At 23.3% G+C, this 16,683-nt stretch carries 8 protein-coding genes and 1 tRNA gene; 7 read left to right on the forward strand and 2 right to left on the reverse strand.

Annotation, left to right across the window (positions count from 1 at the left end):
• The first annotated feature begins 321 nt into the window (after positions 1 to 321).
• From MCRO_RS01465 to MCRO_RS01495, 7 genes are all read left to right on the forward strand, one after another.
• The gene (locus tag MCRO_RS01465) at positions 322 to 3,861 is read left to right on the forward strand and encodes a hypothetical protein (protein ID WP_013054656.1); all 3,540 of its coding nucleotides are present in this window, start codon (positions 322 to 324) and stop codon (positions 3,859 to 3,861) included.
• A gap of 631 nt (positions 3,862 to 4,492) precedes the next feature.
• Entirely contained in the window at positions 4,493 to 5,065 is a 573-nt protein-coding gene (locus MCRO_RS04030) for an AAA family ATPase (protein WP_439097660.1), read from the forward strand.
• Positions 5,066 to 5,444: 379 nt separating this feature from the next.
• On the forward strand, positions 5,445 to 6,761 hold the full coding sequence (locus MCRO_RS01475) for a hypothetical protein (protein ID WP_148207917.1): 1,317 nt from the start codon (positions 5,445 to 5,447) through the stop codon (positions 6,759 to 6,761).
• Positions 6,754 to 9,141, forward strand: a complete 2,388-nt coding sequence (locus tag MCRO_RS01480) for a hypothetical protein (RefSeq protein ID WP_013054402.1) — start codon at positions 6,754 to 6,756, stop codon at positions 9,139 to 9,141. The genes MCRO_RS01475 and MCRO_RS01480 overlap by 8 nt, the downstream gene beginning before the upstream one ends.
• A gap of 3 nt (positions 9,142 to 9,144) precedes the next feature.
• The gene (locus MCRO_RS01485; protein ID WP_013054521.1) at positions 9,145 to 10,203 is read left to right on the forward strand and encodes a hypothetical protein; all 1,059 of its coding nucleotides are present in this window, start codon (positions 9,145 to 9,147) and stop codon (positions 10,201 to 10,203) included.
• Between the two features lie 446 nt (positions 10,204 to 10,649).
• Entirely contained in the window at positions 10,650 to 12,689 is a 2,040-nt protein-coding gene (locus MCRO_RS01490; RefSeq protein WP_013054433.1) for a hypothetical protein, read from the forward strand.
• A gap of 154 nt (positions 12,690 to 12,843) precedes the next feature.
• A tRNA-Ser gene (locus tag MCRO_RS01495) sits at positions 12,844 to 12,934 on the forward strand.
• Positions 12,935 to 13,017: 83 nt separating this feature from the next.
• On the opposite strand, the gene MCRO_RS01500 is transcribed toward MCRO_RS01495, so the two are convergent.
• The gene (locus MCRO_RS01500) at positions 13,018 to 13,761 is read right to left on the reverse strand and encodes a nitroreductase family protein (protein WP_013054723.1); all 744 of its coding nucleotides are present in this window, start codon (positions 13,759 to 13,761) and stop codon (positions 13,018 to 13,020) included.
• A gap of 105 nt (positions 13,762 to 13,866) precedes the next feature.
• The gene (locus tag MCRO_RS01505; RefSeq protein WP_013054282.1) at positions 13,867 to 16,626 is read right to left on the reverse strand and encodes a cation-translocating P-type ATPase; all 2,760 of its coding nucleotides are present in this window, start codon (positions 16,624 to 16,626) and stop codon (positions 13,867 to 13,869) included.
• Between the last annotated feature and the right edge of the window lie 57 nt (positions 16,627 to 16,683).

Here is a 16,683-nt window from a genome sequence, read left to right on the forward strand (position 1 = left end):
TAATATTATAGTCAAAAAATAATAAACTTTTATTTATTGAATACTTTTAAAAACTAATAAAAAAGATTCATTTCTTAATTTTAAGATCATGGTTTTCAGTAATAAAAGTTAAAAAAATACAAAAGACGATTAATTAGGAGTGTGTTATTGGCAGTTTTAAGAAATACTGATTTTTCAAATGATAGCATTTTTTACAATCTATTTATCGAATTCAAAATATGTTCTGATGATTTTAAAAGTTATTTTTAAAAATGATAATAAAAATATTAATGTTACATTGATCTAAGTATGAATATTAAATACAAAATAAAGAGGTAAAAAATGAAAAAAATATTAAGCATAGCATCTTTAGTAATGATTGCTACTCCTTTCTTTTTGACGTCATGTGTTAATGAAAAGAAAAATGTTGATAATAATAAGTATTCAATAAATGGAAATGTACTAAAAGGTGAAAAAGAATTAATAGATTTTTTGAATGAAAATGTTAAACCTGAATTAAAGGATGAATTTCAAGAAATTTATTATATAGATAAAGAAAAAAAATATTTTAGTAATATGAATTCTTTAAAAAAATATATAAGTTCTTATATTGGTGAAGAAAGTTTTAACTTTAACAACAAGCAAAAAGTACTCGATAAAATTCATAAAAATAATAATCTTATAACTGATGAAATAATTAATGAATCAATAAATTTTGGTTCCAATGTATCTGTTTTTAGAGGTAAAAATAATGTTGCTTATACAAATATGTATGATGCAAAAATGTCATATTTTAACATTAATAAAGTTTATAAATTTGCAGACAAAACTTTTGAATTTGAAGAAGATTTAATAAAATATATAAAAAATGATTTTGCCATTGAAATGAACACAAAAAACTTATCAGATGTACAAAAAAATGAATTTATTAAAAAGTATTTTAAAGCAAAAAAATATACAAGTGTATACAAATTGCCTTCTAGATATATTTTAGACTTGACTCCAAGCATAAAGGTTGTTGATTCTACAACAAACCAAGAGCATTCAGAGATTTCAGAAGCCGAGTTAAAATCAATTAAAGAAATTTTAAAAAACGAATCAATTCCATACATATTATCAAAAAATAATAATAAAATAATTAATCTTCTTGATCATGTAAACGAATCAGAGTTTGTTAACTCAAAGTTGTTTAAATTATTAACTTTGAATATTAAATCAAATCAAAATAGGAAAACGATAACGGTAGATACTGATAAAAATGAGCCATATTCATTATTTGGTAGATATCATTTAGAAACATCAAGTAATCAAGTTTTTAGTATTTCTGATCCTAAAAATTGAACTAAATCAAATAAAAATACTAATTTAGTTCAAAAAAATATTTCTACAAAAAGAAATATAGTAAATAAATTTATATCTAATTTAATTTATTCAGTCAATATATTTGATTATGAAAAAGCAAATAACAAAGACCCAGAACTTGTAAAAAAATATGATAAAAATGACTTAAAAAGTGAATCAATATTTAAAATTTTTTCACTTTCAAAAGAAACCGAGAATCTCAAAAAAAACTTGAAAAATATTATTGTTAACAAACAAGATAATTTAACATTGTGGGATAAAGTTCAAGAGATTGTTAAGATAAATATAAATGGTAAAAGAGGGAATATTTTAAATCAAATATTTTCTTCTTATCTTTCGATTGTCACTAATTTGGGTGAGCAAGAAGTGGATATTAAAACCGTATTATCTTTTAAAGTTTTCTACAACAAATTATTTAAATTAATCGATAATAATCTTAGAGATTGCATTACTGATGAGTTTTATATTGATGAAAAAGGTGAAAAAATGAACCTATTCAAAATCCTTGGACTCGATTCATTTAATATTCCAAATAACATTAACTTTGATTCGCTTGTTGACACATTTGCAAATAGCAATACTTTAGTAAATGCAATGTCTGTAATTACACATGCACAAAACAATTCGATTATTTCAAATGGAATTATTGACTACAATAAAGAAATGCTTTATGATAAAGATGATAAAAAAAATTATAATAGTCTATATGATAAATATTCACTTAATTCTAAAAAAATAGAGTCACTTACTACCACTAATTCGAATTCTGAAATTATTTTTAAATTTAATCATTCAAGTGATTCGAATTATTTAAATGCTCATCAACATAATCTTATTCAAACAATCAAAGAATTTAATACAAATTTATCAAAATACACAGTAGAAAACTTGAGAATCTTAAAAAAGATTGGTGGTACTGCTACTTCTTTAGCAAAAACGAATAATATTAATCTTTATAATCTTGCATTTGAAAGAATGATAAAATCAAATAATATTAGTGAGCAAACAAAAAAAGAATTAGAGTCTGCTAAAATACCTACAACAACAAAAATAGATAGACTTATAGAGTTTTATACTAAAGAAGAAAATCAAGCCTATATTAAGAAAAATTTAACTAATGAAGAATACTTTGTAAGCTTAGCAACCAACAAATTAGATATTTCTCAACAAATCGACAAGTATCAAAAAATAGAAATCATGAATAGAAAATTTGCAACAATTGCTAATTCTATTGATTTTACTGTTTCAATTTATACTTCGTTGTTCGAGTTATATAACGATGTTTATAATCAAGGTAAAAATTCACTTAATGTACTAAAAACAGTTTTTAATGGAATTTTATCATTTGCACCACAAACGCCTTATACAATGATGTTTGCATTCGGTTTAAACATGATATTTGATATTACATCGCAGTTTATTGGAACAAAATATCAAACAGACTATATTTTTAGTGATACCGGAGCAAATGAGGTGTATGTTTGAGACGGTGGTCTTTCAGAAACTAAATTTTGAGGTTTTGTAAATAATGAAATTAAAACCGTTAAAGATGCTAAAATTTTGAAACCGGTTGAAATTTCGCCAGGAATATCTAATAGTTACTATTTGTTTAATGGTAAAAAATATTCAGATACATCTAATAAAAAGCTTTATCATGATTTTTTAAAATATATTACATCATATCCTGAGACAGCAAAAATTCTTTTTGATGACTCCTTATTAGTTTACAGTCTTGTGAATTCTAATGATTTACAAAGTGATATCGAAAACTCTCACTATACTTTGATATCTGATAATATAGATAAAATGACATACTCAGATATTTTAAAATATCTAGAACCATATCTTATAAAAAATTACTACATAGTTAATGACGTTCCAATTTATAGTAATGTAAGTGATGAAAAATATTTTGAAAAGTTAGCAAATGCGTTTGGTAATTCAAAATTTAACCCTACTTTTATAGTACAAATTCCTGAACTGTTTAACAAAAAACCTATCGATCAAAAAGATGATAAAATTCTATCTATGGATGAAATATACTCAACGTTTGATGAAATTAAGAAAAATATCGTTTCTAACTTCAATCCAAATAGAGATAAGTATATTTCTATAGATAGAAATATTGTTGCATCAAATATATCAAATTTCGAATTACTTATTAACTCAGATCAAGAAGCTATAGAAATTTTAAAACAAACTTTTTTTAGTTCGTTTCATGTTGATCATAAAAGAGTTGAAAAAATTATTTTTTTAAAAAACAATAAATATTCTGACTTGTCATCATCTGAAGAAATTTATTTATATTGAATTTATTCAGATGATTTACTAAAAAAATACTTTCTTACATATGACGATGCATTTAACACATTAATGAACGGCAAGAATTTTCTAAATGTTGAAAAAAGAAAAATAGTAGATTCTAAAACGAACTTCTATGAATTTGATGAGCAAACATTTATTAGTTTTGATGATCTAGTTAAGTATTGTAAGAAAAAGTACTATACACCCAATAACTAGTAACGCTTTATATAAAAATCTTTGATTGATTAAATTATAGGTGATGAAATATGAAATATATTATTAAGATTTATTCAATTCACATAGTTTTATAATATTAGATTTTGTTTTTTCCACTTCATAATGATGCATATTTTTTATTTTTACTTATTTATCTTCTTATAACTAATATATAAAATTACTACACAGTATTAATTAATAATAATGAAGAGCATATGATATTACCTTTTAATCTTTAAAGAAAAAGAACTAATTCAAAAACACTGTAAATATTTGTAGCTTAAAAAATGCATAGAATGTGATATATAACACTTTTGACATTACTTTTTTGATTAAAATACAATTTATTATATATCATACTAAAAGTATATGTAATTTGAAAAATAATAGATATTTTTTACTGTTTATTCAAAATAATAGTTATTTATATAAAAATAATAAATATTTTATATATTATTTTTTGTATAATATTATAGTGAAAAAGAACGATGAAATTTTTAGTTGTTGAATCTTTAAATAAAGTCTACAAAACATTTTGATTCTTGACTCCATTAATATGGTTTTTTTTACCAATCAAATCCATGCAATAATTGCAGAAAAACGGTTCAGGTAAGAGCACTTTATTAAGGATATAAGCAATAACGATTTTTCATATGATGGTAATATTTTTTACAAAAACGAGAATATTAAAAATTCAAAATTAGATAATAAAAAAATTCTTTATTTTAGTACAGATTTAAACTTCCCTTATCACTTAAATTGTTTAAATTTTATTTATGAATATACATTTTTAATAACTGGTAAATTTTGTTCAAAAGAAAAAATTAAAGATCTTTTTATTGAATACAAATTAGATAAAGTGCTAACCAAAAACCCAAATAAACTTTCAAGTGGTGAAAAGAAAAAATTAATTATTCTTTTAGCCGAAATATCACAACCTGAACTTTTGATTCTGGATGAACCAGATTCTAATTTAGATATTTTTTCTAGAAAATTTATATATGAAAAACTTATTTATTTTAAAAAAAATGGAACAACAATAATTATCGCTACTCATATTATTGAAAGTATAGAAAATATAATTGATTATGCTTTCATAATAAAAGATAAAAAAATTGTTTTTAATGATTTTATTAGTAAACGCAACACGCTTCTTGAAAAAGTTAATTCCATTTATGGTCGAAAATTTAAGGAAGAATCATAAAATGAAACAACTTTTAAAAAGACATTGAAGGTATAATCTATTAAATAAGTACTTACTAATTTTTGTTTCATTTTTTGTAATATTGTATCTTTGTTCAATTATTTTATTAACGATTAATAATAATATAAACTTGTTTAATTGAATTCTATATTTTGCAAATTTTACAATTTGTATTTTATTTATAACAATTTTATTCATTAACATGTTTATACTTACAAAAAGTAACCAATATGATCAGATAATAAATTCACACTTTTTTAATCAAAAAAAAGTTTATAAATCAAAAATACTACATACATTTATTTTAATTTTTTTATTTAATTTTTTACTTATTCCATTAGATTATATATTAACAATTTCTCTTTATTATAACTATTGAGTGGCATATTTATTCCCTTTAATAAAATATTTAATTAATATTATAGTTTGCATATTTATAACAATTTTGTATTCTACAATTAACATAATAATTAAGAAAAATGTATTAAAGTCTGTTCTTATTGGTTTTTTATCAATATTTATATTATTAACTCCTATAATAAATAAATCTATCAATATATCTCTTAATCATAATTTTTCTGTTAACAATGATAAAAAAATAAAAATATATGAAAAGGATAAAAGCAATACTGGATTTAATCGGTTAATTATACCTAGTAATAATGATTATAAAGAATTAAGTGCATTAAATATAGATTTTGATTTGATTAATAATATTTATAAAATTCCATCAATTTTAATAAACAAATCAATTTATAATACAAGTGATGTTCTTAAACTAGATAATTATAATTATTCATCATTAATACTCGAAGAAAAAAGTAATTATTTTAAATTAAAGGAAGATTCTGATTATTTTATATACAGATTATCTGATGAACCTATTTTTTTAAAAAACAATGATGAGTTAGTAAATATAATAAAAAAACATCTTGAAAAATTAGATATTTTAGATATCGATATATTAAATATTAAAAAATTCTTTAGTAATAAATCTGCTGAAATTAATGAACTGACAGAAGGATCAAAACAAATCCTAAATAATATTTTATCATCAACAGAATTACAATATATTTTGCGTGATTGAAATTTTATAGCTAAAAATAATCAATTAATTATCGAAAAATTAGAAAAAAGTTTATCTTTTACTGAGTCTAATTTATGAAGTATTTTAACTAAAAATTCAAATAATATATTTGTTTATAATTTTTTATCTGATAACTTTAATATTAAAAATATTATTCCATTAAATACATTTTTTTCAAAAAATAAGCCTATTAATAAAGAAGATTTGAATTTTATATCAAGTCAATTAATAAAGTTTTCTAATGATGAAATATATGTGTTAAATAAAAATGAAAATTATGATCTAATAGATAAAGAAAAGTTTAATGAAGAGTTCGAACATATTAAAGAACAAAATGATTGAATAAAGTTTATAGAATCTAAGGGTAATAAATATTCCAACATCAACGATTTACTAGATGTTATTTATTCATTTGATTCGAATGTGAAAAATATAAAATTATCGCCTAATGAATCAATGAGTAAATATTACAATAAAACGATTGATATTGAATATAAAATTACTTATCATTATTCGATAATTACTTATGTTTCATTGTTTTTCATAGGATTTCTGTTGCGAATTATAACAGTTATAAAAATAGTTAAAAAAGGAGTTTTTTATGTTTAAAAAAACAAATATTTTTTTTAAAATTATCAGTACATTTTTATTAACAATAATAATGCTTTTAGTTTCGTTTTCCGGTATTGATATTAACAAAAAAGAGATTTATGATCAGCGATTTATAATTAATGTTAATAATGATGAAAAAGTTTTTGATTCAAGAAAAGATATTCTAAAATATTTTATGAAAAATAATATTGTTCAAAATGTCCCTATTATAGGAGAGAAAAAGTATAAAAACGAATACAATGAGCTACAAATAGATAACGATTGTGCAACAACTTTGGAAAACAAAAAACTTCATCCTGCATACAAAGAAATAAATTCAGGATATGTTCATTCTCCACAAATGGCAGCTCTTTCATATATCCCAGAATATGCAATAGTTAAAAGATATGAGGATAATTTAGGCAATAAATATCGCGAAAAAGATGCAGCAATAGAATCGATGAAAAAGTATGATAAAAAATTATTGTTTAAAAATGCATACATTAATTTTGACAATAATTTTTACAATCCATTTATTAAGGAAGATGTCAATAACTTTATTAATCGTGTTGTATATTCTGATAATGCAAATAACATAAAAAAGAAAAAAGTAATTTTTAAAAATGATGATAAATATATTACAGTAGACCCAAATAAAGAAAGTGAAATTTTAAATAATCTAAAAAATGAATTAAAAGTAAATCTAAAAAATATTTTAATGGAAAATAATAATAGTTTAAAGTATTTCAAGGTTTCTTTATTTATGGATGATGCAAAAAATGAAATTTCTGATTTTAATAGCAATAACTATTCATTTGATAAAGACTTTGCATATTTTGATGTAAATGATAAATGATTATTAGGTGATTACCTTACTGATGCTTTTGAAGATAGGGATGATTATGGTAATTTTATTTTAATATATAAAAAATTAGTAACAAGACTTTATAATTATTATTCACTTAATGATCTCAATAATACAATTGTAGGTGAGATAGAACCATTAGAAAAAAAACAAAAAATAAAATCATTAAATAAAGTCACTGATACTTTTTCTCATGATGGTTTTTATGATTTGGTAGATGGTTATTATTGATATGGTCAATATTTTGCTTCTTTACAAGAGAATAAAAACTTTTTGAACCAAAATAAACTTGAAATAAAAACACATTTTAAACAAAAAACTTATCATCAAAAATCAAGTCTTACTTGGGCTTATCCTGCAACTATTTTTAATGAATACAGAGGAAACAAGAATTTTGGTATAAGAATTAAGGTAGAATTAGATATTGATAAATTAAGAGAAAGATTTGAATATATTTTTGATAGATTGATTAGAAGAGAAAAAAAACATGTAAATATCATCTTTAATGAATTAGTTTCAAAAATAAATAATAAATCATTAATAAATAATATCATTGATAATAAAAATAATAAGTTTACAAGTGAATACTTCATCTCTGAAAAATCAAATTTTAAAATCGAAAAAAAGTTAAATGATTTAGAAATAGAAAAACAAATAAATAATTTTTTTGAAACAGGAATAAATAGTTTGAATTTTGATGCTAAAGGATTTGTATACAAATTTGATAACGAAATTATTGCATATAGATCTGGTGATGAAATAGTAAATTTAATATTTAATAAACATTTAGCCGAAAATCATTTATTTGGATTCGATGAAGAAGACTTCATTATCAATACTAATAAAACTTTTATGAGAATGAGCAATTTTTTAACTAATAATGAAAAAAATAATAATAAAATTGATATCATCAGCAATGATAATGAATATATAAAACAATATTCTATATATGTAAATTCAAAAATTAACAAGATATTTAATTCCATAAAAAATAATGAAAATGAAATATTTATAAATAATGATCCTAAGTTATATATAGTTTTAAATAATACGAAACTTGAACTAAGAACGTCATTAACTAATATAAAAAGAACAAATAATTTACTAGATTTTAGATTTTTTAAAAATTATAATGATGAAACAGTTTCAAAAAAAATAATTTCAGAGAACGACTATTTAAAAACACTCAATCATAAGCCTAAAATATTTTATTTTGTTTCGGGATTAGAAAGTTCGCTTGAAGCAAACGGATTAAAATTACCAACGAAATTTCTAGAATTTAATGATGAAGTAATCCTTGTATTAAATAACAGAATAATTTTAGATAAGTTACTAAATCGCTCAATGGAAAAAATATATGTTGAATTAGATGCAAATAACAATAAAAAGATGTTTAACTTAAATATTTTTAATGTTTATATGTTAAATATTAATGGTAATAAAATATATTTCGACGATTTAGAAAATATAAACAAATATATTAATAGGTATATTGATCAGAATATGAAGATTAAATATAAAATAAAGAGGTAAGAAATGAAAAAAATATTAAGTATAGCATCTTTAGTAACAATTGCTGCTCCATTGTTTTTGGCATCGTGCGTTAATGAAAAGCAAAAGATTGATAATAATAAGTATTCAATAAATGGAAATGTACTAAAAGGTGAAAAAGAATTAATAGATTTTTTGAACGAAAATGTTAAACCTGAATTAAAGGATGACTTTCAAGAAATTTATTATATAGATAAAGAAAAAAAATATTTTAGTAATATGAATTCTTTAAAAAAATATATAAGTTCTTCTATAGGAGAGGAAATTTTTAGTTTCAAAAATAAAGAAGAAATAATTGATAAAATACATAAGAATAATAATATTGTTACCGACGATATAATTAATGAATCGATAAATTTTGATTATGATATACCTGTTTTTAGAGGTAAAAACAATGTTGCATATAAAAATAAAAAAGATGCAAAAATGTCCTATTTTAATATAAACAAAATTTATAAATTTGCAGACAAAACTTTTGAATTCGAAGAAGATTTAAAAAAATATATAAAAAATGATTTTGCTATTGAAATGAATTCTAAAAAAATGAATAAAGATCAAAAAAAAGAGTATGTAAAAAAATATTTTAAAATTGAGGAATTTACCAATATATATAAACTTCCAAGTGATTATATATTGGATTTAACACCAAGTGTAAAAGTTTTTGATCCCAAAGCAAATAAGGAATATTTCGAACTTTCTAAACCTGAATTAAAATCTGTTAAAGAAGTTTTAAAAAATGAATCTTCATTATACATCTGTTCAAAGAATAAGTCAAAAGTTATAAATTTAAATGAATTATTTAATGAAAATGAGTTAAAAAATTCTGATTTATTTAAACTTTTAACATTAAAAATTGATTCTAATAATAACAAAAAAACAATAGTTGTTGATACAGATAAAAATGAACCTTATTCTTTGTTTGGAAAGTATCAACTTGAAACATCAAGTAATCAAGTTTTTAGTATTTCTGACCCCAAAAATTGATCTAAATCAAATAAAAATACTAATTTAGTTCAAAAAATATTTCTACAAAAAGAAATATAGTAAATAAATTTATATCTAATTTAATTTATTCAGTCAATATATTTGATTATGAAAAAGCAAATAACAAAGACCCAGAACTTGTAAAAAAATATGATAAAAATGACTTAAAAAGCGAATCAATATTTAAAATTTTTTCGCTTTCAAATGAAACTGAGATCCTCAAAAAAAATCTGGAAAATATTATTATTAACAAACAAAACAATTCAACACTATGGGATAAAGTTCAAGAAATAGTAAATATAAATATTGAAGGAAAAAGAGGAACGATATTTAATCAAATATTTTCAACTTATCTTTCAATTTCTACGAATTTAGCAGAATATGGAGCTGACTCAAAAACCGTATTATCTTTTAAAGTTTTCTACAACAAATTATTTAAATTAATCGATAATAATCTTAGAGATTGCATTACTGATGAGTTTTATATTGATGAAAAAGGTGAAAAAATGAACCTATTCAAAATCCTTGGACTCGATTCATTTAATATTCCAAATAACATTAACTTCGATTCGCTTGTTGACACATTTGCAAATAGCAATACTTTAGTAAATGCAATGTCTGTAATTACACATGCACAAAACAATTCGATTATTTCAAATGGAATTATTGACTACAATAAAGAAATGCTTTATGATAAAGATGATAAAAAAAATTATAATAGTCTATATGATAAATATTCACTTAATTCTAAAAAAATAGAGTCACTTACTACCACTAATTCTAATTCTGAAATTATTTTTAAATTTAATCATTCAAGTGATTCGAATTATTTAAATGCTCATCAACATAATCTTATTCAAACAATCAAAGAATTTAATACAAATTTATCGAAATACACAGTAGAAAACTTGAGAATCTTAAAAAAGATTGGTGGTACTGCTACTTCTTTAGCAAAAACGAATAATATTAATCTTTATAATCTTGCATTTGAAAGAATGATAAAATCAAATAATATTAGTGAGCAAACAAAAAAAGAATTAGAGTCTGCTAAAATACCTACAACAACAAAAATAGATAGACTTATAGAGTTTTATACTAAAGAAGAAAATCAAGCCTATATTAAGAAAAATTTAACTAATGAAGAATACTTTGTAAGCTTAGCAACCAACAAATTAGATATTTCTCAACAAATCGACAAGTATCAAAAAATAGAAATCATGAATAGAAAATTTGCAACAATTGCTAATTCTATTGATTTTACTGTTTCAATTTATACTTCGTTGTTCGAGTTATATAACGATGTTTATAATCAAGGTAAAAATTCACTTAATGTACTAAAAACAGTTTTTAATGGAATTTTATCATTTGCACCACAAACGCCTTATACAATGATGTTTGCATTCGGTTTAAACATGATATTTGATATTACATCGCAGTTTATTGGAACAAAATATCAAACAGACTATATTTTTAGTGATACCGGAGCAAATGAGGTGTATGTTTGAGACGGTGGTCTTTCAGAAACTAAATTTTGAGGTTTTGTAAATAATGAAATTAAAACCGTTAAAGATGCTAAAATTTTGAAACCGGTTGAAATTTCGCCAGGAATATCTAATAGTTACTATTTGTTTAATGGTAAAAAATATTCTAAGTTTGATGAATCAATACTGACTATTGATTTTAAAAACTATTTAACTTCAAACCCAGAAGTTCTTAAGGAATTTTTTGAAGACTTTACTATTGTATATAGTTTATCTAACACATCAGCTGTGGAAAAAGCAATTACTTTTTCTTCGGAAAGTGAAATTATAACCAAAGACATTAATAAAATGGATTATTTAGATGTTTTAAAATATTTGAATAGATACCGTATGGCAGAATATATCTTCTTAAATGATGTACGTGAGTTAGTTAATGTAGATGATGAAGATTTCTTTGATAAATTAGCCAATTCTTTTAAAGATTTAAAATTTAAACCAACTTTCATAGTTCAAGTTCCAGAGTTAATTAATAAAAAACCGGTCGATCAAGAGAATAACAAAAATATTTCACTAGATGAGTTATATATATCTTTTGAAGAACTTAAAAAAAATATTGTATCGAACTATAATCCCGAAAAAAATAGATTTATTTCAATTGATACAAATATAAGACAAATAGATGCTTCATCTAATTACAGTTTACTATTTAATACGGATGACAATGCAATTAACTTATTAATAGATATATTTCTAAGTTCTTTTGATGTACAACACAAGAATGTTTCTAAGGTAACTTTTTTAAAAAATATTAACTTTTCAGATTTATCTTCAACTGAGTTAATAAAGTTTTATACATCTAGGGATGACCAATATAAGGTTTACTATTTTCTTACATATGACGATGCATTTAACACATTAATGAACGGCAAGAATTTTCTAAATGTTGAAAAAAGAAAAATATTAGATTCTAAAACGAACTTCTATGAATTTGATGAGCAAACATTTATTAGTTTTGATGACCTAGTTAAGTATTGTAAGAAAAAGTACTATACACCAAATAACTAATAAATTTAACTATATAAAATTCTTGTTATAGCAACAAGAATTTTTTAAATTATTTATAGTATCTATAATTTAAAACTTCTAAAATAGAGTGAAATAGAAAATATAATTTTTTATGTCTTGAAATACAAAGTTTATTATATAATAGTAATACTTTGGAACAGTACTCAAGAGGCTGAAGAGGCGGTCCTGCTAAGACTGTAGGGGAGGCAACTCCCGCGAAGGTTCAAATCCTTTCTGTTCCGCCATTTTTTTTATTTCTTTTTTTGAAAATAATATAAAAAATAGATAAGTAAATATCTATTTTATTACTTATATTCTATAAGTGTTTTTACTTTATCTTATTAACATCTAAAATTTCTGGTAAGTATTTTTTATAAGCTTCTGTAAAATCATTTTGATATGTTTTTGGTACATTATCCATATATGCAAAATGTTTATATTGTTCTCCTAAAAACTTAACTTCATCATTATTGAATTGTTCTAATTCTTCAAAAACTTTATTTTGATTATACTCATCAACAAAAGTTTTATTAATATGATAAGGGTGGTATTTTTTATCATTTTTAGCCTTTCCAATAGCAAGACCTAAAACTGGTAAAATATCCTTACTTAAGTTATATTTTTTTTGTAAATATCCTGGTATATCAAAAAATCTCAAGCTTCCTAAATAAACTGTACCATAGCCTAATGAGTTAGCTGTAATGGATGCATTCGTTGCCATAATATATGCATCTCCGAATGCTTGTAAAAAATTATCTAGATTTTTAGTATCAATTGTTATATTCTTTTTATTTGCCGCATATTTAGCACGTGATTGATCGACCATGAAAACAATAATAGCAGCTGATGTACTTAGGTGTTCTTGTGCTTTTGCCCCACAAAGAGTTTTTATTTCTTCTTTAACTTTTTGATCTGTAATTATAATAGCACTTGCAGAAACTCTCGACATTGATGTAGCAGATGAATTAATTCCTTCGACCAATAAATTAATTTCATCTTTGCTTAGTTGTGTGTGAATCATTTCTCTTACTGAAGAACGTTTTTTTAGTAATTCAACAATTTGATTTTTCATATTTTCTCCTTTTTTTATTTTAATTTTATCACTTGATTTTTAGCAAGTGATTTTTTCTTACTTTTAATTAATTTGTGGAATTTCCACAAAAAAAGTTAGGCATGCCTAACTATATTTTGCATTTTTTTTAAATAATTTTGAGATTTCGTTTCATAAAATTAGACCAAATCCTAATCCTAAAGGAATAAGTCAATAATATATTGTGTAATTTCCTGAAAATGTAGATATATCTAACATTTTAAACACATTTCTAATTCCCGGTACAAAAGCGGCTATTATTACGCATACAAATGAAAATAATGAAGCTAAATAAACTAATTTATATTTTCTAACGCTTGACGTAAGAATACTTTTATCACTCATTAAGTTTAATGAGTTTAATGAAGCTGCGATCCCCATGGTAATAAAACATGCTGTTGAAGTTAATTTAACAAATTCTAAACCGATTATTCCATTTTGTTTTGCTATTAATCCAACTACAAGGTAAGAACCGAGTGATAATAACGAAAGAATGATTGATTGAATTAATAAATTTATACCCATGCCTTGTGCAAAAATATTTTCATTTTTATTATAAGGTAAGCGATTCATTACATCTTTTCCGGAATCGACCATACCTAATGCAATTGCCGGAAGTCCATGAGTTAATAAATTAATTCATAATAGTTGTGAAGCGGATAAGACTCAAAATTCTGTACTTGCTCCAATTGTGTTAAAGAAAATAAATCTGAATGCAAATAATCCTATTAACATTACGAATATTTCTGTAAGTGATGAAACTAATAAATTCAAAACAACTGTTTTTATTTTATCGTATGTTTGTCTTCCACCTTTTATAGCTTTTACTATTGTATTAAAATTGTCATCCGTTAGTATTACATCCGCAGCTTGTTTTGAAACATCAGTTCCTGTAATTCCCATGGCACAACCAACATTACTTGCTTTAAGTGCGGGAGCGTCGTTTACACCATCTCCAGTCATAGCAACAACTTGATCATGATATTGTCAAGCTTTTACTATTCGTAATTTATCTTCGGGATTTACACGTGCATAGACACTTATTGATTTTACTTTTTCTTCTAGTTCCTTTTGGTTTAATTGTGCTAGTTCAGAACCTGTAAGAGCTAAATCACCATCCTTGTAAATCCCTAAACTTTTAGCTATAGCTACAGCTGTAGTTAAGTGATCACCAGTTATCATTACTGTTTTAATACCAGCTTTTTGTGCTTCCTCAATACTACTTTTAACATTTGCTCTTGGTGGATCAATCATCGCAATTAATCCTATAAATTCAAGCTCATTTTCATCAGCAAAACTTAAAGATTTCTTTGATTTGCTAAATTTCTTTATTGCAAAAGCTAATACTCTATAAGATTGATTAGATCACAATTCATTCATTTCATGAATTAATTTAGTTTTATTTTTTACTTTGCTAAGGATAACGTCGGGTGCTCCTTTTGTTATCATGTAAATATCTTCATTGTGATTTATTAAAACCGACATCATTTTCCTATCGGAATCAAATGGTAGAGAATCTATTTTAATATGTGTTTTTAATAAATCTTCTTTTATAAGATTTACTTTATACCCTTGTCTTAATAAACCGGTTTCAGTAGGATCTCCAACCTCTTCAAACTCATCATTTTGATTTAAATGAATACTTGCATCAGTACATAAAATTGATTGTGAAATTAAGAATTTAAATTCATTAATATCATTGTTTTTGCTATGAATTTCATTCTCATTCATCATATCAACAACAACCATCTTGTTTTCAGTTAACGTTCCGGTTTTATCAGAACATATTATCGAAGTTGAACCAATAGTTTCAACACTCGATAATGATTTAATGATTGCATTTTGCTTTGTCATATTGGTTACACCAATTGCTAAAAGGACGCTTGTAAAAGTAATTAATCCTTCTGGAATTGCAGCAACTGCAAGTGAAATTGAGGTTATTAATGAATTTGTATAAACATTTATATTGGTTCAACTTCCACTAATTAAATTATCCAAAAGTATTTGTGCTATGGCTGCAAAAATCAATAATGCAATCCCTGCAATACTAAAAATTTTACCTAATTTATTAAGTTTTATTTGTAGTGGTGAAAGCAATACATTTTGTTCTTTAATAAGTTTGTTTATTTTACCTATTTCAGTAAACGATCCCGTCGCCTTAACTATTGCTACCCCACGACCATTTGTCACGTATGTACCTGAAAAAATACTTGATTTTCTATCCCCTAATGCACAATTTTCTTTCTCCTTAAAAGCTCAATCTTTTTCAGTTGATAGTGATTCACCGGTCAATGAAGATTCAACAACCATTAAGTTATATGATTCAATTAGTTGCGCATCTGCACTTATTGTATCTCCAGCCTCTATTACTAAAATATCACCTGGCACCAACATACTGGAAGGTATTAAAATCATTCTACCATTTCTTAAAACTTTGGCATTTGTTTCATTAATTTTTTCTAATGCTTTTACTGCCTGGTCACTTTTTATTTCTTGATAAGCACCAAGTATACTATTTAATATAACAACCAATAGAATTATTCCTGGTTCAACAAAACTTATAACTGTATCGTTAAGTCTACCTTCTACTCCGTGTCTTACTAATTCATAAATAGCAACCGAAACACTAAACACTGCTGCTATTAATAGCAAGATAATCATAAAATCCTTAAATTGTTTTATAAATGATACAAAAGGATTAATTTTTTTAGAACTGTGTAATACGTTTTTTCCATATTTTTCCAACCTTTTATTTACTTCATCATCATATAATCCTGTTTTTTTATTTGTGTTAAACAAATCAGAATTATATGATGGAGTATTATTTACTATATTATTTTTTTTCATCACATCCTATCTATTTTTAAATCTAAAAATTCTAATTAATTATATTAAAAATTAATT

This window comes from Mycoplasma crocodyli MP145, from assembly GCF_000025845.1.
In the GTDB taxonomy this organism is placed as follows: Bacteria; Bacillota_I; Bacilli_A; order Mycoplasmatales; family Metamycoplasmataceae; genus Mycoplasmopsis; species Mycoplasmopsis crocodyli.